At 68.8% G+C, this 23,214-nt stretch carries 25 protein-coding genes; 16 read left to right on the top strand and 9 right to left on the bottom strand.

The features are described from left to right. Window positions 1-273 precede the first annotated feature (273 nt). From hflC to Q0833_RS13205, 5 genes are all read right to left on the bottom strand, one after another. Window positions 274-1,326, bottom strand: a complete 1,053-nt coding sequence (hflC, locus tag Q0833_RS13185) for a protease modulator HflC (protein ID WP_298435577.1) — start codon at window positions 1,324-1,326, stop codon at window positions 274-276. Next, window positions 1,326-2,495, bottom strand: a complete 1,170-nt coding sequence (gene hflK / locus Q0833_RS13190; protein WP_298435580.1) for an FtsH protease activity modulator HflK — start codon at window positions 2,493-2,495, stop codon at window positions 1,326-1,328. The genes hflC and hflK overlap by 1 nt, the downstream gene beginning before the upstream one ends. Window positions 2,496-2,565: 70 nt before the next feature. Continuing rightward, complete coding sequence (gorA, locus tag Q0833_RS13195; protein ID WP_298435583.1) at window positions 2,566-3,924, bottom strand: glutathione-disulfide reductase; 1,359 nt, start codon at window positions 3,922-3,924, stop codon at window positions 2,566-2,568. Window positions 3,925-4,021: 97 nt separating this feature from the next. Next, the gene (gene rpiA / locus Q0833_RS13200) at window positions 4,022-4,810 is read right to left on the bottom strand and encodes a ribose-5-phosphate isomerase RpiA (protein WP_298435586.1); all 789 of its coding nucleotides are present in this window, start codon (window positions 4,808-4,810) and stop codon (window positions 4,022-4,024) included. Window positions 4,811-4,841: 31 nt separating this feature from the next. Then, on the bottom strand, window positions 4,842-5,543 hold the full coding sequence (locus tag Q0833_RS13205) for a thiamine diphosphokinase (RefSeq protein ID WP_298435589.1): 702 nt from the start codon (window positions 5,541-5,543) through the stop codon (window positions 4,842-4,844). A 123-nt stretch (window positions 5,544-5,666) separates the two neighbouring features. Here Q0833_RS13205 and Q0833_RS13210 point away from each other — a divergent pair, with 123 nt between their 5' ends. After that, window positions 5,667-7,958: a hypothetical protein gene (locus tag Q0833_RS13210; protein ID WP_298435592.1), complete on the top strand. Its 2,292-nt coding sequence runs from the start codon at window positions 5,667-5,669 to the stop codon at window positions 7,956-7,958. Between the two features lie 255 nt (window positions 7,959-8,213). On the opposite strand, the gene Q0833_RS13215 is transcribed toward Q0833_RS13210, so the two are convergent. After that, window positions 8,214-8,444, bottom strand: coding sequence for a DUF2842 domain-containing protein (locus Q0833_RS13215; protein ID WP_298435594.1), 231 nt, complete (start codon window positions 8,442-8,444; stop codon window positions 8,214-8,216). A 1-nt stretch (window position 8,445) separates the two neighbouring features. Next, complete coding sequence (locus Q0833_RS13220) at window positions 8,446-9,741, bottom strand: adenylosuccinate synthase (RefSeq protein ID WP_298435596.1); 1,296 nt, start codon at window positions 9,739-9,741, stop codon at window positions 8,446-8,448. Window positions 9,742-9,908: 167 nt separating this feature from the next. Between Q0833_RS13220 and secG the strand changes: the two genes are divergently transcribed. From secG to Q0833_RS13240, 4 genes are all read left to right on the top strand, one after another. After that, window positions 9,909-10,256 carry a preprotein translocase subunit SecG gene (gene secG / locus Q0833_RS13225; protein WP_298435599.1) on the top strand — a complete coding sequence of 116 codons (348 nt, stop codon included), beginning with the start codon at window positions 9,909-9,911 and terminating at the stop codon, window positions 10,254-10,256. A gap of 145 nt (window positions 10,257-10,401) precedes the next feature. Beyond that, window positions 10,402-12,045 carry a CTP synthase gene (locus Q0833_RS13230; RefSeq protein WP_298435602.1) on the top strand — a complete coding sequence of 548 codons (1,644 nt, stop codon included), beginning with the start codon at window positions 10,402-10,404 and terminating at the stop codon, window positions 12,043-12,045. Between the two features lie 79 nt (window positions 12,046-12,124). Further along, the gene (locus tag Q0833_RS13235; protein ID WP_298435605.1) at window positions 12,125-12,301 is read left to right on the top strand and encodes a CsbD family protein; all 177 of its coding nucleotides are present in this window, start codon (window positions 12,125-12,127) and stop codon (window positions 12,299-12,301) included. Window positions 12,302-12,366: 65 nt separating this feature from the next. Continuing rightward, the gene (locus tag Q0833_RS13240; RefSeq protein ID WP_298435608.1) at window positions 12,367-13,227 is read left to right on the top strand and encodes a PhzF family phenazine biosynthesis protein; all 861 of its coding nucleotides are present in this window, start codon (window positions 12,367-12,369) and stop codon (window positions 13,225-13,227) included. On the opposite strand, the gene Q0833_RS13245 is transcribed toward Q0833_RS13240, so the two are convergent. After that, window positions 13,211-14,017: a MipA/OmpV family protein gene (locus tag Q0833_RS13245; protein ID WP_298435612.1), complete on the bottom strand. Its 807-nt coding sequence runs from the start codon at window positions 14,015-14,017 to the stop codon at window positions 13,211-13,213. The genes Q0833_RS13240 and Q0833_RS13245 overlap by 17 nt on opposite strands. A 136-nt stretch (window positions 14,018-14,153) precedes the next feature. Here Q0833_RS13245 and Q0833_RS13250 point away from each other — a divergent pair, with 136 nt between their 5' ends. The 11 genes from Q0833_RS13250 to Q0833_RS13300 all read left to right on the top strand — a co-directional run bounded on the left by Q0833_RS13250 (window position 14,154) and on the right by Q0833_RS13300 (window position 22,707). Further along, a complete protein-coding gene (locus Q0833_RS13250; protein WP_298435615.1) occupies window positions 14,154-14,933 on the top strand; it encodes a 23S rRNA (adenine(2030)-N(6))-methyltransferase RlmJ in 780 nt (259 codons plus the stop codon). A 1-nt stretch (window position 14,934) separates the two neighbouring features. Then, window positions 14,935-15,228, top strand: a complete 294-nt coding sequence (locus Q0833_RS13255; protein WP_298435618.1) for a DUF1330 domain-containing protein — start codon at window positions 14,935-14,937, stop codon at window positions 15,226-15,228. A 22-nt stretch (window positions 15,229-15,250) separates the two neighbouring features. Then, window positions 15,251-15,691 (top strand): TerB family tellurite resistance protein, encoded by a 441-nt coding sequence (locus Q0833_RS13260; RefSeq protein ID WP_298435621.1) that lies wholly within the window; start codon window positions 15,251-15,253, stop codon window positions 15,689-15,691. 58 nt (window positions 15,692-15,749) lie between these two features. Then, on the top strand, window positions 15,750-16,406 hold the full coding sequence (locus tag Q0833_RS13265; RefSeq protein ID WP_298435624.1) for an FkbM family methyltransferase: 657 nt from the start codon (window positions 15,750-15,752) through the stop codon (window positions 16,404-16,406). Then, on the top strand, window positions 16,399-17,106 hold the full coding sequence (locus tag Q0833_RS13270; RefSeq protein ID WP_298435627.1) for a PhnD/SsuA/transferrin family substrate-binding protein: 708 nt from the start codon (window positions 16,399-16,401) through the stop codon (window positions 17,104-17,106). The genes Q0833_RS13265 and Q0833_RS13270 overlap by 8 nt, the downstream gene beginning before the upstream one ends. Window positions 17,107-17,178: 72 nt before the next feature. Then, window positions 17,179-17,964 (top strand): amino acid ABC transporter ATP-binding protein, encoded by a 786-nt coding sequence (locus Q0833_RS13275; protein WP_298435630.1) that lies wholly within the window; start codon window positions 17,179-17,181, stop codon window positions 17,962-17,964. A gap of 48 nt (window positions 17,965-18,012) precedes the next feature. After that, on the top strand, window positions 18,013-18,744 hold the full coding sequence (locus tag Q0833_RS13280; protein ID WP_298435633.1) for a transporter substrate-binding domain-containing protein: 732 nt from the start codon (window positions 18,013-18,015) through the stop codon (window positions 18,742-18,744). Between the two features lie 64 nt (window positions 18,745-18,808). Continuing rightward, window positions 18,809-19,693 carry an ABC transporter permease gene (locus Q0833_RS13285; protein WP_298436868.1) on the top strand — a complete coding sequence of 295 codons (885 nt, stop codon included), beginning with the start codon at window positions 18,809-18,811 and terminating at the stop codon, window positions 19,691-19,693. Between the two features lie 28 nt (window positions 19,694-19,721). Beyond that, entirely contained in the window at window positions 19,722-20,528 is an 807-nt protein-coding gene (locus Q0833_RS13290) for an ABC transporter permease subunit (RefSeq protein WP_298435635.1), read from the top strand. After that, window positions 20,525-21,874 carry a glutamine synthetase family protein gene (locus tag Q0833_RS13295; protein WP_298435638.1) on the top strand — a complete coding sequence of 450 codons (1,350 nt, stop codon included), beginning with the start codon at window positions 20,525-20,527 and terminating at the stop codon, window positions 21,872-21,874. The genes Q0833_RS13290 and Q0833_RS13295 overlap by 4 nt, the downstream gene beginning before the upstream one ends. Then, window positions 21,871-22,707: an EamA family transporter gene (locus Q0833_RS13300; protein ID WP_298435641.1), complete on the top strand. Its 837-nt coding sequence runs from the start codon at window positions 21,871-21,873 to the stop codon at window positions 22,705-22,707. Before Q0833_RS13295 ends, Q0833_RS13300 begins: the two co-directional genes overlap by 4 nt. A 28-nt stretch (window positions 22,708-22,735) precedes the next feature. Here the strand turns inward: Q0833_RS13300 and Q0833_RS13305 are convergent, their stop codons facing one another. Then, a complete protein-coding gene (locus Q0833_RS13305) occupies window positions 22,736-23,167 on the bottom strand; it encodes a CAP domain-containing protein (RefSeq protein WP_298435645.1) in 432 nt (143 codons plus the stop codon). Window positions 23,168-23,214: the final 47 nt, after the last annotated feature.

The raw sequence follows: 23,214 nt of genomic DNA on the forward strand, positions 1-23,214 counted from the left end.
GCGCGTGGAACGCGGTGCGGGGTCGCTGCAGATTCGTGTCTGTGAACAAGGTGTTCCCTCCTGGTGTACCTGTCCGCGCCCGGTTCGGCCGGGCGGCGATGCGTGGCATATCCGCACCGCTCACGGGACATTCAACGCACGGGCGGTCACATGACCGTGACGCGCCCGGTTCCGATCAAGGTAGGTCCGCGCGCCGCCGCTGCCAAGGGAGCGGACATGCAAAGGGCCGCCCCGAGGAGCGGCCCTTCTGGTCCGGGCGCCGGGGCGCCGGTGTCAGTTCCCGGTGGCGGGCACGATCTCGACCTCGGTGGTCGTGGGCGCGGCGTTGCCGCCGGTGGCCTCGGGCGCCTCGTCATCCGTCGTGGCCTCGACCGTCACGTCGGCCTCGTCCCCCTCGGCGACGTTGCCGAGATCGACAGAGCCCGCGGCCGACGGCGGTGCCGGCGCGCGGTCGTCACCCGGCAGGCGGTCGGTCTTGAGGTAGTCGAAGAACTCCGAATCCGGGCTGAGGACCAGCGTCGAGTTGGACCCCTGCAGCGCTCGCGTATAGGCGGTCAGCGAGCGGTAGAACTCGAAGAACTCCGGGTCCTCGCTGAAGGCCGTCGCGAAGATCGCGTTGCGGCGCGCATCGGCCTCGCCTCGGGCGATCTCGCTTTCGCGGGTCGCCTCGGAGGTCAGCTCGACCACGGTCCGGTCGGCCTGGGCACGGATCCGCTGGGCGGCTTCCTCGCCGCGCGCGATCTCGTCGGCGGCCTCGCGTTCGCGCTCGGCCCGCATCCGGGCGAAGGTCGCGTCAAGGTTCTGCGGCGGCAGGTCGGTGCGCTTGAGGCGCACGTCGATGATCTGAAGCCCCAGATTGGCCGCGCGCGACCGCGACCCCGATGCGATCCGCGTCATCAGCGCGGCGCGATCCTCGGACAGGATCTCGTTGGAGGAGACCGAACCCAGGACTTCGCGCATCTGCGCCCGGATGATGTCGTCGAGGCGCTGCTCGGCCTGTTCGACGCCGCCGGTCGGGTTGGCTTCGCGGAACTGACGCAGGTCGGCGATCCGGTAGCGCGCGAAGGCGTCAACCACGAGGCGGCGGTCATCCGAGGGCGTGACCTCGATCGGGTCGATGTCGCGCGACAGGATGCGGTCGTCGTAGTAGGCGACGTCCTGAATCAGCGGCCATTTGAACGCGAGGCCCGGATCCGTCTTGACGTCGACGACGCGACCGAACTGCAGCACGAGAGCCTTCTGGCGTTCGTCCACGACGTAGAGGGACGAGAAGATGCCCACGAGCACGACGGCCACGATGGGGAGAAGGAAAGCGGAGCGCTTCATCAGTTGGTTCCCCCTTGGGTGGTGCGCCCGCCGCGCAGCTCGTTGAGCGGAAGGTACGGAACGATGCCCTGCCCGCCATTGCCGCCGACATTGCCGTCGATGATGATCTTGTCGACGTCGCCGAAGACCTGCTCCATCGTCTCGAGATAGAGCCGCTTGCGGGTGACATCGGGGGCCAGCGCATACTCGCCCAGGACGGCGGAGAAGCGCGACGCCTCACCTTCGGCCTCGTTGACCACGCGGGCGCGATAACCCTCGGCCTGTTCGAGAAGCTGTGCTGCCTCACCACGCGCGCCGGCAAGGACCCGGTTGGCATAGGCATCGGCCTCGGATTGCAGACGATCGCGCTGCTGCTCGGCGGCCTGCACCTCGCGGAAGGCGTCGATGACCTGCTCGGGCGGGTCGGCGCGGTCGAAGTTCACGCGCAGCACCTGCATGCCCGAATCGTAGCTGTCGAGCGTGGCCTGGATCAGCAGGCGCAGCTCCTCGGCGATGATGCCACGGTCGCGGTTGAGGATCGGCGCGAGCTGCGAGCGGGCGACGATCTCGCGCATGGCCGATTCGGCCACGGCACGGATGGTCTGCTCGGGGTCGCGCAGGTTAAAGAGGAACATGGCCGGGTCGTTGATGTTCCAAACGACCTGAAAGTCGATATCGACGACGTTCTCGTCGCCGGTCAGCATCAGGCCCTGTTCGGCGCGGCTGCCGCGGTTGACGCCGATGGCGACCGTCCGCTCCGAAGTAACCGACAGGACCTCCTTGGTGACGACAGGCCAGGGCGCGAAGTTGAGGCCCGGCTCGCCGATATCGGAGAAGTCACCGAAGAACAGCTCGACCGAGCGCTGGTCGGCCTGCACGCGGTAGAAGGACATGAAGAGCCACGCGATCACGAGGATCAGGAGGCCGATGCCGATGGTCGTGCGATTGATCTCGAAGCCGCCGCCCCCGCCGGAGCCGTTGGGACGACGCGGCCCGCCGCTGCGACCGCCCATCAGGACGCGGAGCTGGTCCTGGCCCTTTTTCATCAGCTCGTCGATCTCGGGAATGTTGGGGCCGCCCTGGCCACCACGGGTCGGGGGCCTGCGCCCACCGGTCGGTCGGGAGCCGCGATCGTCGTCGCCGCCGCCGGAATTTCCACCGCCCCCCCAGGGGCCGCCAGGTCCTGCCATCAGGATCGTTCCTCTTCGCGTTTTTGTGTCGTGCTGTCCGTACCCGAGATTGGCCCTCGGCGACCAGAGTTCAAGAAAGCGACCGCACAGGGTCCTTCAGGGTGACCATCTCCTCGGCCATCGAGGGATGGATCGCGCAGGTCCGGTCGAAATCCTCCTTCGTGGCGCCCATCTTCATGGCCACCGCGACGAATTGCATCATCTCGGCAGCACCCGGCCCGATGATCGTGGCGCCGGTGACCTTGCCGCTCTCCTTCGAGACCAGCATCTTGAAGAGCACCCGCTCCTCGTCGCCCGCGAAGGCCTGACGCATGGGCCGGAAGGCGGTCGCGTAGACATCGGTCGGCTCCTTCTCCTCGGCCTCCTCCTCGGTCAGGCCGCAGGTCGCCATCTCGGGCTGGGTGAAGGTGGCCGACGGGATCAGGTCGTAATCCATCGCCGTCTTCTCGCCCTTGAAGACCGTCTTGTGAAAGGCGACGGCCTCGCGGATGGCCACGGGGGTCAGTTCGACCTTCCCGATCACGTCGCCCAGCGCGAAGATCGAGGGCACCGCCGTCTGGCCGTATTCGTCGACGCAGATCGCGCCCTGCCGGTTCAGCTCGACGCCGATCTCCTCGAGGCCCAGCCCCTTGGTGTTCGGCTTGCGCCCCGTCGCCCAGAGCATCGCGTCGAACACCTCCTCGTGCCCGTTCGAGCCCTTGACCCAGATGCCGCCATCCCGCTCCTCGATGGCGGTCGGCGCGCAGCCGGTGTGGATCGTGATACCGCGCTGCTGCATGCAATCGGCGACATGGCCCCGCGCCTCGTCGTCGAAGCCGCGCAGGATCTGCGCCTTGCGGATGAACATCGAAGTCTCGACGCCCATCCCGTTGAACACGCCCGCGAACTCGCAGCCGATATATCCGCCGCCCACGATCAGGAGTTTCTTGGGCAACGCCTCGAGGTGGAACACGTCGTCCGACACGATGCCCAGATCGGCATTCTCCATGTCGGGGCGCACCGGGTGGCCACCGACGGCGATCAGGATGTGCTTGGCGGTCTTGGTGGTCCCGTCCGCCAGCTCGACGGTATGGGCATCCGTGAGGCGGGCCCGCTGCTTGAAGATCTCGACACCCGCCTTCTCGGCATTGGTCTCGTAGGCGTTTTCGAGCCGGTCCAGCTCGGAATGCATCCGGTCACGGAAGGCGTCCCAGTCGAAGCGACCCGGCTCGGCGTCCCAGCCGTAATTGCGCGCCAGATCAACGGTCCACGGCATCTCGGAGGCGAAGACCATCAGCTTCTTCGGGACGCAGCCACGGATCACGCAGGTGCCGCCCATGCGACTTTCCTCGGCCAGCGCGACCTTGTGCCCGTCGAGCGCGGTCAGCCGTGCGGCGCGGACTCCCCCCGAACCACCGCCGAGGACGAAGAGATCATAGTCGAATTCCATGGGGTGATCCTCTCTCCGGCTGGCACCGGCCTATCCCGCGGCCACCCGACCCTCAAGGGCCGGCGGCACCGGCTGCCTGCCGGCTCCGGCGCGGGTGTCAGTCGGCGACGTCCACGAACAAGTTGTCGTCGTCGCGAATGTCGATCTGCTCGTGGGTCAGCGTGCCGCGATTGATGTCGCGCACCTCGACCGACCCGTCCGCCGTCCCGACCACCACGACATCGCACATGTCGAGAAAAAGGCCGTTCTCGACCACGCCGGGGATCTGGTTGAGCACCAGCGCCAGTTGCCGCGGATTGCCGATGCGCCGCAGGTGCAGATCGAGGATCAGGTTGCCTTCGTCCGTGCGGTAGGGCGCGTCGCGGTTGAGCCGCAGCGTGACTGAACGGCCCGCGACGTCCATCCCGATCAGGCTCTCCTCGATCAGGGCCTTCGTGGTCTGCCAGCCGAAGGGGATGACCTCGACCGGCAGGGGGAAGGCGCCGAGGTGATCGACCAGCTTCGAGGCGTCGGTGATGACGACCATCATGTCCGACGCGGTGGCCACGATCTTCTCCTGCAACAGCGCGCCGCCGCCGCCCTTGATCAGGCTGAGATCGGCATCGAACTCGTCGGCCCCATCGATCGTCAGGTCGAGCCACTTGACGTCTTCGAGGGTCGCCACCGGCACACCGCATTGCCGCGCGAGGTCAGCCGTGCGGCTGGAGGTCGGCACGCCGGTGACGCGCAGGCCGTCCTGGCGCACCATCTCGCCCAAGCACCGGACCATCCACGCGGCGGTCGAACCGGTGCCCAGACCGACGCGCATCCCGTCCTGCACGTAATCCAGCGCCCGCTTCGCCGAGACGTATTTTGCCATGTCGATCGGATTGGGCTTGGCGGCCATCTGATGTCCCTTCCCCTGCGGTCCGCGGCGGTTATAGCGACCGGGCTTCCGCACGGACAGGCCCGAATTGGAGCCCCTCCATCAGCGCTCCGAGTGCCGATGCGGGCACCAGCACGAGACATGGCCCCTCGAGATGCAGGCGCACCGGCCCTGTCGCGCGATTCGACGTCCCCACCCGCCCGTCGGGGGTCAGGACCAGCCCGTCGATCGGCCACTGGAGACCCTCGGACCGCCCCGTGACCCGTCCCATCGGCCAGAGCGAGACGCGCGTGCCCGGCGAGAGGTCCAGCGCCAGATCGGCCGGCGCGCAGGCGATGGCGTCGACGGCATCCAGAAGCACGACCGGCGCGCCGCTCCGCGCAAGCTCGGTCAGGCAGGCGAGCGTGTGGTCGGTGCGACCGCCAAGGAACCCCACGGCCAGCGTAAAGGCCGCCGGTGCTGTGCGGAGCGCCTTGGCGAAATCCGTGCTATCCTGCTCGGCGATGGGGACGAGTCGGTCCGCGAAGGCCGCGCGCGCCGCCCCGGAGACCGAATCCATGTCGCCGATCACCGCGTCGGGGACATGTCCGGCCGTCAGGAGCGCATCCGCGCCGCCATCTGCCGCGATCAGCCGCGGCGCCCGGCTTAAGGCTTCGTCAAGGACGGGCATGCTAACCGGTCCCCCACCGACAAGCGTCTGGCCCGAAGGCGCGAAAGGGACGGATCGGTGGACGGTTGGTTTCGAATCTGGCAAAAATCCGCCCTCGAATTCGTTAAATTGTCCCGAAGCGGGCACGATTTGAATGGAATCAGCCCGTTTAGTGCACGGTGAAGTGAAACAGGTTTCCCTCCGGGGATGCAAAGTGAGGGTGAAGACATGGTTCCCGCCAACAAGATACTCACAGTCGCCTACGGCACCTTCTCGTGCACGCTGGAAGGCTTCGACGATCCGTTCTCGACGATGACCGACATCGCGGAGTATTTCCGCGATCTCGCCGAAGGTGACCGGTTCTTCGGGGCCGAACCCCCGACCCCTGACATGGCCACGCTGCGCCTGATCGCCGAGGCCCGAGCCAATCGCACGGTCGACGCCCAGCCCGAGGACGGCGGCGTCGTGCTGCGCCCCGCCGCGCTGGCCGCCGATGCGCCCGCCAACGAGGCCCCCTTCGCCGACGACACGAGCGACGACACCCGCGACGAGGCGGTGGCCGAGGCCCCGATCGCCGTCGTGGCGCCGGTTCCCGTGCCCGAGGTCGCCGAGACGCCCGAACCCGCACAAGACGACAGCGCCGTGGCCGAGGCGGTCGCCGACGCGTCCGACGACCAGCCCGAGATCCCCGAGGTCGAAGCCGTCGCGACGGACGAAGCCCCCGATGCCGCGCCTGCCGATGCCGCCCCTGCCAAGGACGAAGCTGCCGAGGACGAGGCCGCCGAGGACGGCGTCGCCGCCAAGCTGGCCCGCATCCGTGGCATGGTCGATGCCGACCGCGCCGCCGAGGACGGCTATACCGAGGACGAACATGCCGACGAGATCGGCGCGACGATCGTCTCGGACGACATCGCGGCCGCCTTCGCCGACACCGCGCCCGAGGATATCGCGCCCGAAACCCCCGCGGAGGAGACCGCCGAGGACGAGATCGTCGAAGACGAGACCGCCGAAGACGAAAGCGGCATTGCCGCCGATGTCGAGGCGATGCTGAACGACGCCGACGACACCGAGGCCGAGGCGACCCCCGCGATCGCCGAGACCCCCGATACTGACGCCGAGCCGCCCCGTGCCCGCCGGATCCGCGTCCGCCGTCTGCGCCGCGCCCAGGCCGCCGCCGAGGCTGCCGAAGCCAATGATGCGGCCGAACCCGCCGAGCCGGAGCTTCCCGAAGCGGAGGAGGCCGACCTGATGTCCGAGCTCGCCGCGATCGAGGCCGAGCTGACCCGCGACGCCACCGGCCCCGAGGTCGAGACCGCGTCCGAGGATCAGGCCGAGATGCCCGAGGATGACGACAACCTGCCGTCGCTCGATGATCTCGACGACAGCGATCTTCTGGCCGAACTCGCCGCCATCCGCGCCGCGACCACGTCCGAAGACGCCGTCTCCGACACCCCCGAGGCCGAGGCGGAGGACGCCGCCACCGAAACTGGTGCCGCCGAAGACGAGGCGCCGGCCAGCGCCCCCGACGCCATCGCCGCCTCCGACGAGACCCCCGAGGCCGACACGCCCGCCGCCGAGGACGAAGCGACCGAAAGCAATGCGGACGCCATCGCCGCCGAAGCGGATGCGGAGACGGAGGATGCGGCCGAAACGGACGAGACCGACGCGGACGAGGCCGAGGCGGATCACCGCGCGGGCGACATTCGCGATGCCATCGACATCGAGGAGATCGCGATCGCCCCTTCGAAGGGATACGAGCCCGAGGTCGACGAGACGGACGCCGAACCCCAGGCCGCGGCACCCGACGACCGCGACATGGAGCGTCTCTTCGCGGCGACCGACAGCCGGCTGTCGGGCGAGGACACCTCGCGCCGCCATGCCAACATCTCGCACCTGAAGGCCGCGGTTGCAGCCCGTCGCGCCGATGGGCCGGTCGAAGCCGCCAAGTCCGACGACACCGGCGCCTACCGCGAGGATCTGGCCAACACGGTCCGCCCGCGCCGCGCCGCCCGCCCGGCCGAGGGCCGGACGGACCGTCCGCAGCGCCCCGAGCGTCCGGGCCCCCTGGTGCTCGTCTCCGAGCAGCGCGTCGAGGATGCGCCCGCCGCCGACCCGACCCCCGCGGCCCCCGTCCAGCCCCGCCGTGCGGCGCGGCAGACCGAGGCCGAAGCCCGCGAGGCCGAGATGCTGCGCGACGCGGCCAATGGATCGAGCGAGGCCGTCGCCTCGGACGCGCAGGATTTCGAGGCCTTCGCCGCCGATCGCGGTGCGGTCGACCTGCCCGAGATCCTGCAGGCCGCGGCCGTCTACTCGACCAAGGTCATGGGCCACGAGAGCTTCTCGCGCCCCCGTCTCCTGCATCTCGCCGCCGAGGCGGTCGACGATCTGAGCCGCGAGGACGGTCTGCGCGGGTTCGGCCAGCTCTTGCGCGACGGCACCATCCGCAAGATCAGCCGCGGCGAATTCGCCCTGGGCGAAGATGGCCGCTTCGGCGAAAAGACGACCCGCCGCGCCGGCTGACCCCTGAACAACCGAGCAGTCGAACCGGCCCGCCATGGCAACATGGCGGGCCGGTTTTCGTCCGGGCTAGCGGGCTCGACGACACCTGTCGGATCCATTGGCGACACTCGGCGCTATCGGAGGCCGCGATGAAGCGCTGATCCGCGCCCTGATCCACGGTGCCGGCCCTGCGCCTCGACCGAGCGATGTCGGAGCGCGGCACCCCTTCGCATCGGCCCCGAACGAAGCGATGGGCCCGCGCGGGCGGCGCGCCGACTAGTCGTCGCGCGGCGGGGCATCCGGGTCGGGTTGGCCGACGCCGCGGAAGATGCTCTTGAACGGAAGGACCCAGAGGATGCCCAGCGCGGCATAGATGACGAATTCGAGCCAGATCGGCGGGCGGTCGAACAGGTTCACCACCGAGACCGCGACCACGACGTAAAGCGGCAGCCCGACGATCAGGATCAGGAAGGCGAGGCGTTTGCGGGTCTTGTAGCGGAGCGCCATGTCAATCCTCGAACGGGTCGGTGACGAGGATCGTGTCCTCGCGCTCGGGCGAGGTCGAGAGCAGCGCCACCGGGCAGGAAATCAGCTCTTCGACGCGCCGGACATACTTGATCGCGTTGGCGGGCAGGTCGGCCCAGCTCCGCGCGCCTTCGGTCGATTCCGACCAGCCGGGCATCTCCTCGTAGATCGGCGTGCAGCGGGCCTGCGCGTCGGCCGCGAAGGGCAGATGGTCGATCCGCGCACCGTCGAGTTCGTATCCGACGCAGATCTTCAACGTCTCGAACCCGTCGAGCACGTCGAGCTTGGTCAGCGCGATGCCGTTCATGCCGCTGGTCGCGCAGGTCTGGCGAACCAGAACCGCATCGAACCAGCCGCAGCGGCGCTTGCGCCCCGTCACCGTGCCGAACTCGTGCCCGCGTTCGCCCAGCCGCTGGCCATCGGCATCGTCGAGCTCGGCGGGGAACGGGCCTTCGCCCACCCGCGTCGTGTAGGCCTTGACGATGCCGAGGACGAAATCGATGGCGCCCGGCCCGATCCCGGTGCCCGTCGCGGCCTGCCCGGCGATGACGTTGGACGAGGTCACGAAGGGATAGGTCCCGAAATCGATGTCCAGAAGCGCGCCCTGCGCCCCTTCGAACAGGATGCGGCGCCCGCGGCGGCGCTTTTCGTCCAGCACCTTCCAGACGGGGGCCGCGTATTGGAGCACCTCGTCCGCGATCTCGGTGAGCTGCGCGAGGAGCGCGGCCCGGTCGACGGGCTCCATCCCGAGGCCGCGGCGGAGCGCGTCGTGATGGGCGAGCGCACGGTCGACGCGGGCCTCGAGCGTCGCCGCATCGGCGAGGTCGGCGACCCGGATCGCGCGTCGCCCGACCTTGTCCTCGTAGGCCGGACCTATGCCGCGCCCGGTCGTGCCGATCTTCGTGCCCGCCGAGGATGCGGCCTCGCGGGCGCGGTCGAGCTCGCCGTGGATCGGCAGGATCAGCGGCGTATTCTCGGCAATCATCAGGGTTTCGGGCGTGATCTCGACGCCCTGGCCACGAAGACCCTCGATTTCGGCCACGAGATGCCAGGGGTCGAGCACGACGCCGTTCCCGATCACCGAGAGCTTTCCGCCGCGCACGATCCCCGAGGGCAGCAGCGACAGCTTGAAGACCGTGCCGTCGATGACCAGCGTGTGACCCGCGTTGTGCCCGCCCTGAAAGCGCGCGATCACGTCCGCGCGTTCCGACAGCCAGTCGACGATCTTGCCCTTGCCCTCGTCGCCCCATTGGGCGCCGACCACCACCACGTTGGCCATGAGCCGTCTCCATCACCGCGATAAGGAATGTCGAAAATCCGGCCCCCCGATAGCGAATGCCGCGCCGGGGCGAAACCCGCCATTCGGGGTCGGGGGGCCGCGCCGGGGTCTTGCGGGTCTCGGGGACGGTCTCTAGGTAGCGCGGATCGAAGCGAAGCGGGCCGTCCATGGAAAACGTCATCCTCGTCATCCACCTGATCCTGGCCCTCGGGCTGATCGGGATCGTGCTGCTCCAGCGCTCCGAGGGCGGTGGCCTCGGCATGGGTGGCGGCGGTGGCGCGGTCACCGGTCGGCAGGCCGCGACCGCGATGACCAAGCTGACCTGGCTCTTGGCGATCGCGTTCCTCGCGACGTCGATCACGCTGACGGTTCTGGCCGCGTCGGACAGCGCGGGTGGCTCGGTCGTCGACAGCGTGCCCGAGGGCGAGGCCGCGGTCCCGTCCGTGCCGTCGGGCGAGTCGCTGCTGCCGCCGTCGACCGGCGATCAGCCGCTGACGCCGCCCCGGTCGGAATAGACCATATCTAGGACGAACGGGACGTCGGGTCTCAGGATGTAGCGCGCGCGGTTGCGCGCCGCGCGAAATGCCTGTACCCGTCAAATCCCGTGATTGGTGATTCCGGTGCGACCAGAATCAGAGCGCTTCGCGGGGTAATTCGAACATGGCACGCTACATCTTCATCACCGGCGGGGTGGTGTCGTCGCTGGGCAAGGGGCTGGCCTCGGCCGCGCTCGGCGCGCTCCTGCAGGCGCGGGGCTATACCGTGCGGCTGCGCAAGCTCGACCCCTATCTCAACGTCGATCCCGGCACGATGAGCCCGTTCGAGCATGGCGAGGTCTTCGTCACCGATGACGGTGCCGAGACGGATCTCGACCTCGGGCATTACGAGCGCTTCACCGGCGTCGCGGCGCGCGGGACGGATTCGATCAGTTCGGGCCGGGTCTATTCCACCGTGCTCGAGAAGGAGCGGCGGGGCGACTATCTCGGCAAGACGATCCAGGTGATCCCGCACGTCACCAACGAGATCAAGGAGTTCCTGCATATCGGCGCCGACGAGGTCGATTTCATGCTCTGCGAGATCGGCGGGACGGTCGGCGATATCGAGGGCCTGCCCTTCTTCGAGGCGATCCGGCAGTTCGGGCAGGAGCAGCCGCGCGGCCAATGCGTGCTGATGCACCTGACGCTCCTGCCCTACATCAAGGCGTCGGGCGAGCTGAAGACCAAGCCGACGCAGCATTCGGTCAAGGAGCTGCGCTCGATCGGTCTGGCCCCCGATATCCTCGTCTGCCGCTCCGAGGGGCCGATCCCCGTCAAGGAGCGCGAGAAGCTGGCGCTGTTCTGCAATGTGCGCCCCGATAGCGTGATCGCCGCACAGGATCTCAAGTCGATCTACGAAGCACCGCTCGCCTATCACGCCGAAGGACTCGATCAGGCGGTTCTGGACGCGTTCGGCATCTCGCCCGCGCCGCGGCCCAATCTCGACCGTTGGGAAGATGTGGTCGACCGCATCCACAATACCGACGGCGAGGTGCGCGTCGCCATCGTCGGCAAATACACCCAGCTCGAGGACGCATATAAATCCATCGCCGAGGCGCTGACCCATGGCGGCATGGCGAACCGCGTGAAGGTGCGCGCGGAGTGGATCGACAGCGCGCTCTTCGAGGACGGGGACGTGGCGTCCCAACTGGCCGGCTTCCACGCGATCCTCGTGCCCGGCGGCTTCGGCGAGCGGGGGACCGAGGGCAAGATCAAGGCGGCGCAATTCGCGCGCGAGCGGGGCGTGCCCTATCTGGGCATCTGCCTCGGCATGCAGATGGCCGTGATCGAGGCGGCGCGGAACCTTGCCGACATGGGCGACGCGATGTCCGAGGAGTTCAGCGAAGGCGTCGATCCGCGCAACTTCACGCCCGTGGTCTATCACCTGAAGGAATGGGTGCAGGGCAACGCCAAGGTCACGCGCAAGAAGGATGACGACAAGGGCGGCACGATGCGGCTGGGCGCCTATGACGCAGTGCTGGCCGAAGGATCGCGGGTGGCCGATGCCTACGGCGAGACCGCCATCGAGGAGCGCCACCGCCATCGCTACGAAGTGGATATCAAGTTCCGCGAGCAGCTCGAGGATCAGGGCCTGATCTTCTCGGGCCTGTCGCCGGACGGCCGCCTGCCCGAGATCGTCGAGGTCAAGGACCACCCGTGGTATATCGGCGTGCAGTTCCACCCCGAGCTGAAATCGAAGCCCTTCGCGCCGCATCCGCTGTTCGCCGATTTCGTGCGCGCCGCAAAGGACCAGTCGCGGCTGGTGTGACGTGCGTGCCGCGGCGTCGGCGGGAACCCCCGCCACCCGCCATTCGTTCTGCAAGTACCTGCAAACGGAGGATCATCCCATGGCGAACGAAGATCAGACCGAAGGCAAGACCAAGGACATCACCGGCAAGATCAAGGAAGAGGCCGGCGACCTGACGGGCAACGACAAGATGAAGCACGAAGGCCAGGCCGATCAGGTCGAGGGCAAGGTGCAGAAGGGCGTCGGCGACCTGAAGGAAGACATCAAGAAGATGTGACGACCGGCCGGGGGTGGACTTGTGCCGCCCCCGGCTTTCTCCTCCTCGCACGACGAGGAGAGACCATGCCAGACACCCTGCCCTTCCAGATCTGGGACGTGTTCACCGACGCCCCCTTTACCGGCAATCCGCTGGCCATCGTCGAAAGCGACGGCAGCCTCGGCACGGCGCAGATGCAGACGCTTGCGCGTCAATTCAACCTTTCCGAAACGATCGTCCTGATGCCGCCCCGCGACCCGGCGCATACGGCGCGCGCGCGGATTTTCTTCCCGACGGCCGAGATCCCCTTCGCCGGTCACCCGACCATCGGCGCGGCGCTGTTTCTCGCGGGGCGCGACGGCTTGTCGAACGTGGTACTGGAGGAGGAGGCGGGAGTGGTCCCGGTGACGATCTCAGACGGGCGCGCGCAGTTCACGGCCCCGGTTCTCCCCGAACGCCGGGGCGGCCCGGTCGATCCCGACCTCTGTGCGGCGGCGCTGGGCCTCGACCCGGACCGGATCGGCCCGCACGCGCCGGGTGTCTTCGCGGGCGGTCCGACCTTCCTCTACGTGCCGGTGCGCGACCGCGCCGCGCTGGCCGCCGCCGCTCCGCGTGACCCCGGCTGGTCGTCGCTGATGGCCGCCGCGGGGGTCGACAACGCCTGGCTCTATACCCCGGACCTCGACGCGCGGATGTTCGCGCCCGGCGCGGGCATCCCCGAAGATCCGGCGACCGGCTCGGCCAGCGCGATCCTCGCAGCACAGCTTCTGGCGAACGGCGCGCTGCCCGATGGGACAACGCGCCACATGATCCGACAGGGGGCGGATATGGGACGCCCGTCCGAGATCGGGTTCGAAGCGGATGTCGCGGAGGGCGCGATCACGGCGGTCCGCATCGCGGGCGGCGCCGTGCCGGTCGCCGAGGGCCGGATCAGAATCCCAGAGTGAATCGTCGGGTCAGACCGATCCGCGCCGAGACCTGGCTGTCATCGAGCGAGATCGGGCTGTCGGCGGCATCGTTGCGCAACCGGTCGTAGGAGACGGCGGCGTCGACGCCCCAGCGGTCGTTGATGCGATAGCCGGCGCCGAGCTCGACCCCGGTCGACATCAGGCCACCCGACGCATTGAACTGGGTGTAGGCGGGGGCGGAGGCCGCGGCTTCCGCGGCGGTGACGCCGAAATAGGTCGAGGCGTAGTCGCTGTCGGCGAAGAAGGCCCGCGGCCCGGCCCGGAGCGTCAGGCGGTCGGTCGGGCGGACGAACACATCGGCCCCCAGCTCGCCCACCCAGGCCTCGTGCCCGATCACGCCGTAGCGGACGGCGCCGAACACCTGATAGTCCGAGGTCGCGTAGCGCAGGCCGACGCCCAGCTCGAGCGCGGCATCGACATCGTTGAAGCCCGCCAGTTCCGGATTATCGGCCACGTCGCGGTCGCCGATATAGCGGAACGACCCGGTCACGCCGAAGCCTTCGGGCTGGTAGAGCGGATCGGGATTGCCGAATGTGAATCCGCCGAGCCGCAGGTAGTTCAGCTCGAACCCGAGATCGGGGACCGCTTCGGACCCGTCCGCGCCGAAATAATCGGGCGCGGTGGCCACCCCGGTGCGCAGCGTGAACCCGAGCGCCGGGCCGGTGCCCTGCGTCGAGAGGGTCACGGGGCCGGTGCCCGCGGCCTGCTCCTGCGCGACGGCGGGTGCGGCGAGGGCCAGGGCGGCGGCGAGGGCGGTCAGGCGGAGCATCAGGATTCGTCCAAAGGGTTGGCGTCGACTAGCTATCTAGCACGTCCTTCGCCTTGGCCATGATGCAATTTTACACTTCACGTCACGAAATCGCGCGCGGCTTGTCCAGAGGACCACAGGGCGCTAGCCGGAGCCCATGCTTTCCTACCAGCACGCCTATCACGCCGGGAACGCGGCCGACGTCCACAAGCACGCGCTGCTGGCGGTCGCGCTGGACTACATGGCCCGCAAGGACAAGGCGCTCAGCTATTTCGAGACCCATGCCGGGCGGGGGCGCTACGACCTTTCCGACGTCCAGGCGCGCCGCACCGGCGAGGCGGCGGCAGGGGTCGGGCGGTGGCTTGCGCGGATGCCCGCCGATCACCCCTGGCGGCGCACGGTCGAGGCGGTGCGCGCCGATCACGGACCCGACGCCTATCCCGGCTCGCCGCTTCTGGCCGCGCGGCTGACGCGGCCCTTCGACCGGCTCGACCTGGCCGAATTGCACCCGGCCGAACATGCGGCGCTGCTGGCCGCGATGCCCGAGCATCCCAACATCCGCATCCACAAGCGCGACGGGATCGAGATGGCCCGCGCGCTGACCCCGCCCGAGCCGCGCCGGGGCCTGATGCTGATCGACCCGTCCTGGGAGGTGCGGAGCGATTACGAGCGAATGGCGAAGCTCTTGCCCGCGCTGCACCGCAAGTGGGGCGTCGGGGTGCTGATGCTCTGGTATCCGATCCTGCGCGACCGCCGGCATGGCCCGATGCTCCGCGCGCTCCGCGAGACGCTGCCCGACGCGCTTGTCAGCGAGGTCCGCTTCGCGCCCGCGCGCGATGGACACGGGATGGAGGGGTCGGGCATGGTCGTGGTCAATCCGCCCTGGGGCCTGCCCGAGGCGGCGACGGCCCTCGCGGCCCGCTTCAAGGAGGACTGAGATGCCGAAGGGATACTGGATCGCGCATGGCCGGGTCGACGACCCCGACGCCTACGACCTTTACCGCGCGGCCAACGCGGCACCGCTGGCCGAATATGGCGGCCGGTTCCTCGTGCGCGGCGGCCAGCGCAGCGTCGTCGAGGGCAACGCCAAGCCCCGGACCGTGGTGATCGAGTTTCCCGACTTCCAGGCCGCGATGGAGTGCTACCAGTCGGACGGCTACCAGGCTGCGATGCGGCTTCGCGAGGGGATCAGCGAAAGCGACCTCGTGATCGCCGAGGGGTGGGAGGGCTGAGTTCGCACCCTATATCGGGCTCATGTTTGCAGACCTGATCCGCCGCCTGACGGCCCCCGAACCCGATCGCCTTCCCGAACCCGACGCCCGCCTGGCGCTGGCTGCACTTCTGGTGCGCGTCGCGCGCAGCGACGGCCATTACGCCCCCGAGGAGATCGCGCGCATCGATCGCATCCTGATGAAGCGTCACACGCTGACGCCCGACGGCGCCGCGCAATTGCGACACAGCGCCGAAGCGCTCGAAGCCGAGGCCCCCGACACCGTGCGCTTCACCCGCGCCATCAAGGACAGCGTCGACCTGGAGGAGCGGATCTCGGTGATCGAGGCGCTCTGGTCGGTGGTGCTCGCCGATGGACACCGCGACGAGGACGAGGACGGGCTCCTGCGCCTTCTCGCCAACCTTCTGGGGGTCAATGACCGCGACTCGAATCTCGCCCGGCAGCGGGTCGAGGGCGCGGGCTGACCCTTGTCCGCCCCGCGCGGCAAGGCTACTGCGCGCTGACGCCACCCGGAGACCGCCCATGCGCCGCGCCTTCAAGAGATGGATCGCCCGCACCTTCAACACCTGGCGCGCGCCCGCGGCCAATGCCCTTCTGGACTGGTCCGAAGATGGCGGCGAGGCACTTCGGATGCGCTTCGACGGGCTCGGGCCGACGGATACGGTGCTGGATTTCGGCGGGTTCGAGGGCGACTGGGCCGCCAAGCTGCACGATGCCCACGGCTGCCGCGTCCACGTCTTCGAGCCCCATCCCGCCTTCGTCGATCGGCTGCGCGCGCGGTTTTCGGGCAACGATGCCATCGTGATCCACCCCTTCGCGGTGGGCAGCGCGGACGGCACGCTGCCGCTTTCGGATGACGGCGACGCGTCGTCGGCGCTCTCGGGGCGCGGCACGGTCGAGGGCATGATGCGGGCGGCCGCCAAGGTGATGGCGGACCTGCCCGAGCCGCGCTTCGCGGTGGCCAAGATCAATATCGAGGGCGGCGAATACGACCTCCTCCCGGCGTTGATCAAGGCGGGCGCCCTGCCCCGGATCGACCGGCTGCAGGTGCAGTTCCACCTTTATGAACGAGACCATCTCGAGGCCCGCGCCGACCTCGTGCGCCGGATCGAGGCGACCCATGCACCCGACTGGTCCTATCCTTTCGTCTGGGAGCAATGGACGCGCCGCGATGCGTGAGGCCACGACGGCCAGCCTGTGCTGGTATCCCGCGACCCGCCCCGCGTGGGACCGGCTCTGGGCCGATATCCGCGCGCGACTGGATGCGGGGCCTGCATACCTGACATGGCCCAATACCGTGGGCGCGCACTGGCGGGATCCGGGTCTCCTGCTGTCGATGACCTGTGCGCTGCCGATGCGGCGGGGCCTCGCGCGGTCGGTGACGCTGGTGGGCAGCCCCGTCTGGGACGTGCCGGGCCTGCCGCCGGGGCATTACGCGTCGCATCTGGTGATGCGGGCCGATGACACCCGGAGCGTGGCCGAGGCCGCGGCGGCAGGCATCGCCGCCAACGATGCCGACAGCCAGTCGGGCCGCGGCGTGCTGGACGACATGGGCGTCGCGGGGCCCGTGACCTATGTCGGCAGCCATGCCGCGGCGATGCGGGCCGTGGCCGAAGGACGGGCCCACCTGGCGGCGATCGACGTCGTGACCTGGACGATGGCGCCGCATCCCGACCTCGCGATCCGGATGACCTCGCCCGCCTCGCCCTCGACCCCGTTCATCACCGCGCGCCCCGAATGGCGTGCCCCGGTCCGCGCCGCCCTCGAGGCCGCGATCGCCGCGATGCCCGAGGCCGACCGCGCCGCCACAAGGCTGGTCGGGATCATGGATCTGCCCGCCGCCGCCTACGCCCCGGACATGGCGTATCCGGGCGCCTGACGCGGCATTCCCATTGCAATCGCCGTGTATTTGCGGCGTAAACGCCCGAAGTCGCCAGAAACGAGGCCGTCCGTGCCCCTCGACAGCCCTTCCGACGAGACACCGGTTCTGTCGATCCGGTCGCTCCACAAGGCCTATGGTCAGCTGGAGGTACTTCGGGGCGTCGACGTGACCGCGCCGCGCGGACAGGTCATCTCGCTCATCGGGTCGTCGGGGTCTGGGAAATCGACGCTGCTGCGCTGCGCGAACCTTCTCGAGGACAGCCAGCAGGGCGAGATCCTGTTCGAAGGCGAAGCGGTCACCTGGCGCGGTACGGGCCACGGCCGGCACCCCGCGAACGCGGCTCAGGTCACGCGCATCCGCACGAACCTGTCGATGGTGTTCCAGTCCTTCAACCTCTGGTCCCACCTGACCGTTCTTCAGAACGTCATGGAGGCCCCGGTCCAGGTCCTCAAGCGCGACCCCGCCGAGGTCGAGACGGCGGCGCGGGACTACCTCGCGAAGGTCGGCATCGGCGACAAGTGCGACGCCTGGCCCGCGCAGCTGTCCGGCGGCCAGCAGCAGCGCGCCGCCATCGCGCGCGCGCTCTGCATGGAGCCGAAGGCGCTGCTCTTCGACGAGCCGACCAGCGCGCTCGACCCCGAGCTCGAGCAGGAGGTGATCCGGGTCATCAAGTCGCTGGCCGCCGAGGGGCGCACGATGATGATTGTGACCCACGACATGGCGCTGGCCCGCGACGTGAGCGATCACGTCATATTCCTGCACCAGGGCCTGATCGAGGAGGAGGGTTCGCCCTCCGAGCTCTTCGACACGCCGAAATCCGAGCGGCTGCAACAGTTCCTCGGCACGATTTTCTAGACCCGTCAGCCCCGCAAACAGGGGCGGCGACAACATGGAGAGACCACAATGAAACTGATCCTGACGACGGCACTTGCCGCCCTCACCGCGACCGCGGCCCTGGCCGACGGCCACGCGACGACGATCCGCATGGGCACCGAGGGCGCCTATGCCCCCTACAACTTCCTCAATGACGCGGGCGAGGTCGACGGCTTCGAGATCGAACTGGGCAACATGCTCTGCGAGAAGGCCGAGCTGACCTGCGAGTGGGTGACGAACGAGTGGGACTCGATCATCCCGAACCTCACTTCGGGCAACTACGATACGATCATGGCCGGCATGTCGATCACCGACGAGCGCGACGAGGTCATCGACTTCACCCAGAACTACTTCCCGCCGACCGAGTCGAACTACGTGGCCCTGTCGGACGATGCCGATCTCGAAGGCGGCGTGATCGCGGCGCAGACCAACACGATCCAGGCCGGCTACATCGCGGAATCGGGCGCCACGCTCCTGGAATTCGCAACCTATGACGAGACCATCGCCGCCGTCCGCAACGGCGAGGCCGATGCGGTCTTCGCCGACCGCGACGCGCTTCTGCCGACGGTCGAGGAATCGGGCGGCGAGCTGGTCATCACCGGCGAGGGCGTGCCGCTGGGCGGCGGCGTCGGCATGGGTCTGCGCGAGAGCGACGGCGAGCTGCGCGATACCTTCGACGCCATCATCACCGACATGAAGGCCGACGGCTCGCTCAACGAACTGATCGTCAAGTGGTTCGGCGACGACGCGCCGCAGTACTGACCCGCCCACCGGAGCGGCCCATGCGGGCCGCTCCACCCCGCCCGACCGTCCGAGGTTTCCGGCCATCTTCTCCTTTTGCACCGATCCCGCCACGCTCGACGGCCTCGCCTGGCTGGCCTGCTACCTGACGACGGGCAAGCATTTCGCCTTCTACGGCGCGTTCGGCACGGTGCTCATCCTGTTGGCGGTGACCGCGCCCTCGGCGCTGGCCTTCGGCCTCGGGGGGGCGATGGCGGCCCGGTCGCGGATCGCGCCGCTGCGCTGGCTGGGCAAGGGCTATATCGCGGTCGTGCGCGGCGTGCCCGACATCGCGTTCTTTCTGTTCTTCGTGATCGCGTTGGACCAGGCGTTCGAGTGGATCCGGCATCAGGTCAAATGCCCCGAATGGGACGAGCCGATCCGCCAGGGCACCGACTTCATCGTCTGCCAATCGGCCAAGCTGCCGCTCGGCAATGCGCCGCAATGGGTGCATGAAGGCTACGGTTTCGCGCTCGCGGTGCTGACCTTCGCGATCGTCTTCGGCGCCTTCGCGGCCAATGTCCTCTACGGCGCGATGCGGGCCGTCCCCCGCGCGCAAGTCGAGACGGCCGAGGCCTATGGCATGTCGCGGTCGCAGGCCTTTCGCCGGGTAATCCTGCCGCAGATGTGGGTCTACGCGCTGCCGGGGCTGGGCAATCTTTGGATGGTCCTCATCAAGGCGACGCCGCTCCTCTTCCTGCTGGGCGTCGAGGATATCGTCTATTGGGCGCGCGAGCTCGGGGCGGCCAAGACGCCGCGCTTCTCGGAGTATCCCCATGGCGACTGGCGGATCTGGTATTTCTCGGCGCTTCTGGTGTTCTACCTCGCCTTCACGCGGGTTTCCGAGATCGTGATCACGCGGCTGACCCGACGCCTGTCCCGCGGTCAGGCCACGGCGGCGGGCGAAGCGATGCGGAAGGCGGGCGCATGAGCGCGCCCTCCGCCGCCGGGCGCGTCTGATGGAGGAATGTCTCCAGACCATCGCCGATTACGGCCTCCGATCGCTCGGCATCGGCGAGCGGCTGTTGCCGCGCTCGGAGTTCACGCTCTGCCAGCAGGTCGTGCTGATCGGGTCGGGCCTGATCTGGAACGTCTATTTCGGGCTGATCGCGCTTTTGTCGGGCTTTGCGCTGGCGACGGTGCTGGCGGTCGGCAAGGCCTCGCCCAAGCTCTGGGCGCGCAAGCCGTCGGAATGGTTCATCTTTATTTTCCGGGGCTCGCCGCTCTTCATCCAGTTCTTCTTCGCCTATTTCGCCTTCCTCGCCCTCAAGCAGATCGCCCCCTGGGCCGAACCGCTCTCCTCGGCCTGGGCGGGCGCGGTCGTCGTGCTCTTCCTCAACACCGCCGCCTATTCGGCCGAGATCTTCTACGGCGCGCTGGGCTCGGTCCCGAAGGGCGACCAGGAGGCGGCCGAGGCCTATGGCATCACCGGCTGGCGCAAGTTCAAGCGGATCACCTGGCCCACCACGCTGCGCCTCGCCTGGCCCGCCTACACGAACGAGGCGATCTTCCTCTTCCATGCGACGACGCTGGTGTTCTTCACCGGCTTCCCGGCCCGCCAGCAGAAAGGCGACGCGCTCTATTACGCCAATTACTTCGCCGACAAGACCTTCAACCCCTTCGTGCCCTATCCGATCCTCGCGGGGTATTTCATCCTCCTGACCCTCGTCATCATCGGCATCATGGGGTCCATCAACCGTCGCCTGAACCGCCACCTGCCCGAGGCGCCGGGCCGGCCGAGCCTTCTGGGACAGGTGATGCGATGAGCGACGAGGCACCGGCGGGCTGGCTTCACGACCACCCCGAGATCCATTCGGTCCGCGCCGCGGCCTGCGACCTCAACGGGCAGGCGCGCGGCAAGCGTTTTCCGCGCCGCTTCGCCCACAAGCTCGAGACCGACGGCACGCGCTTTCCCTTCTCGATCCTCAACCTCGATATCTGGGGCGAGGATATCGAGGACAGCCCGCTGGTCTTCGACACCGGCGACGCGGACGGCATCCTGAAACCGACCGAGCGGGGCTTTGTGCCGATGCCGTGGCTGGCCACGCCGACCGCGCTCCTGCCGGTCTGGATGTACCACGAGGACGGGCGGCCCTTCGCGGGCGATCCGCGTCACGCGCTGGCCGCCGTACTGGCGCGCTATGCCAAGCACGGGCTGACGCCGGTGGTCGCGACCGAGATGGAGTTCTACCTGATCGACGACAGCACGCGGCAACTCCGCGCGCCGATCTCGCCCGTTTCGGGCAAGCGGCGCCCGGGGGCCGAAACGCTCTCGATGCGGCAGCTCGACGCCTTCGACATGTTCTTCACCCAGCTCTACGACGCCTGCGAGGCGATGGATATTCCCGCCAACACCGCCATCTCCGAGGCCGGGATCGGCCAGTTCGAGATCGACCTCAGCCACCAGCCGGACGCGCTCAAGGCCGCAGACGACGCGTGGCTCTTCAAGCTCGCCCTGCGCGGGCTGGCGCGGCAGCACGGCTTTGCGGCCAGCTTCATGGCGAAGCCCTATCCGGATTACGCGGGCAACGGGATGCATGTGCATTTCTCGGTGCTCGACGCCGATGGCGCGAACGTGTTCGACGATGGCGGGCCGCAGGGATCGGACATGCTGCGCCACGCGGTCGCGGGCCTTCTGGCGGCGGCCCCGGCCTCGACCCTCGTCTTCGCGCCGCATCTCAACAGCTACGACCGGCTCGTGCCGGGCGCGCATGCGCCCACCGGCCTCGCCTGGGCCTACGAGAACCGCACCAGCGCCATCCGCATCCCGTCCGGCCCGAACGCCGCGCGCCGGATCGAGCACCGCATCTCGGGCGGGGACGCGAATCCCTATCTCTTGCTGGCCAGCATCCTCGCCGCCGCATTGCAGGGAATCGAGGACGCGCAGGACCCGCCACAGCCGATAACCGGCAATGCCTACGCGATGACCCTTCCGCAGATCCCGTCGCGCTGGGCCGAGGCGATCGACCGCTTCGAGAGCGATCCGTGGTCGGCCCGTCTTCTGCCCAGCGCGCTCATACGGAACCTCGTCCTGACCAAGCGACAGGAGCTGCGCGACATCGACGCGCTGACCGAGGACGAGCGGATGGATCTCTACCTGGACACCGTATGACCGCGGGCGTCTTCGCCGCCGTCCTCGCCGCGGCGCTGCTCCATGCCGGATGGAACGCGCTGGTGAAATCGGGCGCGTCGAAGGTCGGCGGGATCACGATCATGACCCTCGTGCAGGGGGGCGCGGGCGGTCTGATCGCGCTGACCCTGCCGCTTCCCACCGGGTCGGTCTGGGGCTGGCTCCTGCTTTCGGGGGCCTTCCACGCGGGCTACAAGCTCTTCCTCGCCTTCGCCTACGAGCAGGGCGACCTCAGCCGCGTCTATCCGATCGCGCGCGGCGCGGCGCCGATGATCGTCCTCCTCGTCTCGCCGCTGCTTCTGACCGATATCCTGACCCCGACCGAGATCGTCGGCATCCTGATCCTCGGGGCGGGGATCGCCACCATGGCCACCGGAAGCCTGCGCGCCCGTGAGGCGCGGCGGCTGATCCCTTACGCGCTGGGGTCGGCCCTGATGACGGCGGGCTACACGATCGTCGACGGCTCGGGCGCGCGGGTCGCGGCCTCGGCCACGCAATACGTCGCGTGGCTCTTCCTCCTCGATGTCCTGATCTTCACGCCGATCATCCTTGCGCTGCGCGGGCTCGAGGTGCTGCGCGCGGATGCGCGGGCCTGGGGCCTCGGGGCACTGGCCGCACTTCTGTCCTATGCCGCCTATGCGGTGGCCGTCTGGGCGATGACAGTGGCGCCCATCGCGCTGGTCGGCGCGCTGCGCGAGACGTCGATCCTCTTCGCCGTGTTCCTCGGCTGGGCCTTGCTGGGCGAACGGATCGACCGCTGGAAAGCCGTCGCGGCGATCCTGATCGTGGGTGGCGTCGCCCTGACCCGCCTCTAGCGCGCCCGCCGGTCCGGGCCGCGCGCGCCTAGCACCGCCCGGCCAGCACCATCGTCCAATAGACCGTGCCCCGTGCCTGCGCTGCGGCCACCGCGCCGTGGGTCACCCGCCGGTCGAGGATGTTGCGGCGATGCCCCGACGAGGCCAGCCAGTCGCGCATCACCGCGCCCAGATCGCCCTGCCCCGCCGCCACGTTCTCGGCCGCAAAGCACGCCTTGAAGCCCGCATCACGGACCCGTTCGAACACTGTCGAGCCGCCCGGTCCGTCATGGCCGATGCGCCCCCGTCGCGCCATGTGGTTCGCCTGCGCCTGCGCGGCGCGCATCAAGCGGGCATCGTCCGCGACGGGGGCCAGCCCCGCTGCCGCGCGGTACGCCGTCGCGGCACCCATCGGACCCGCCTGTGCGCCCAGCGCCAGACAAAGGCCCACCACCACCGAAATCAAGAACCGCATCGTCATCGCCCCGCATCCTGCCAACCGGACCTTAACGACCCGTGACCGCCGCG

Source organism: uncultured Jannaschia sp., assembly GCF_947503795.1.
GTDB lineage: Bacteria > Pseudomonadota > Alphaproteobacteria > Rhodobacterales > Rhodobacteraceae > Jannaschia.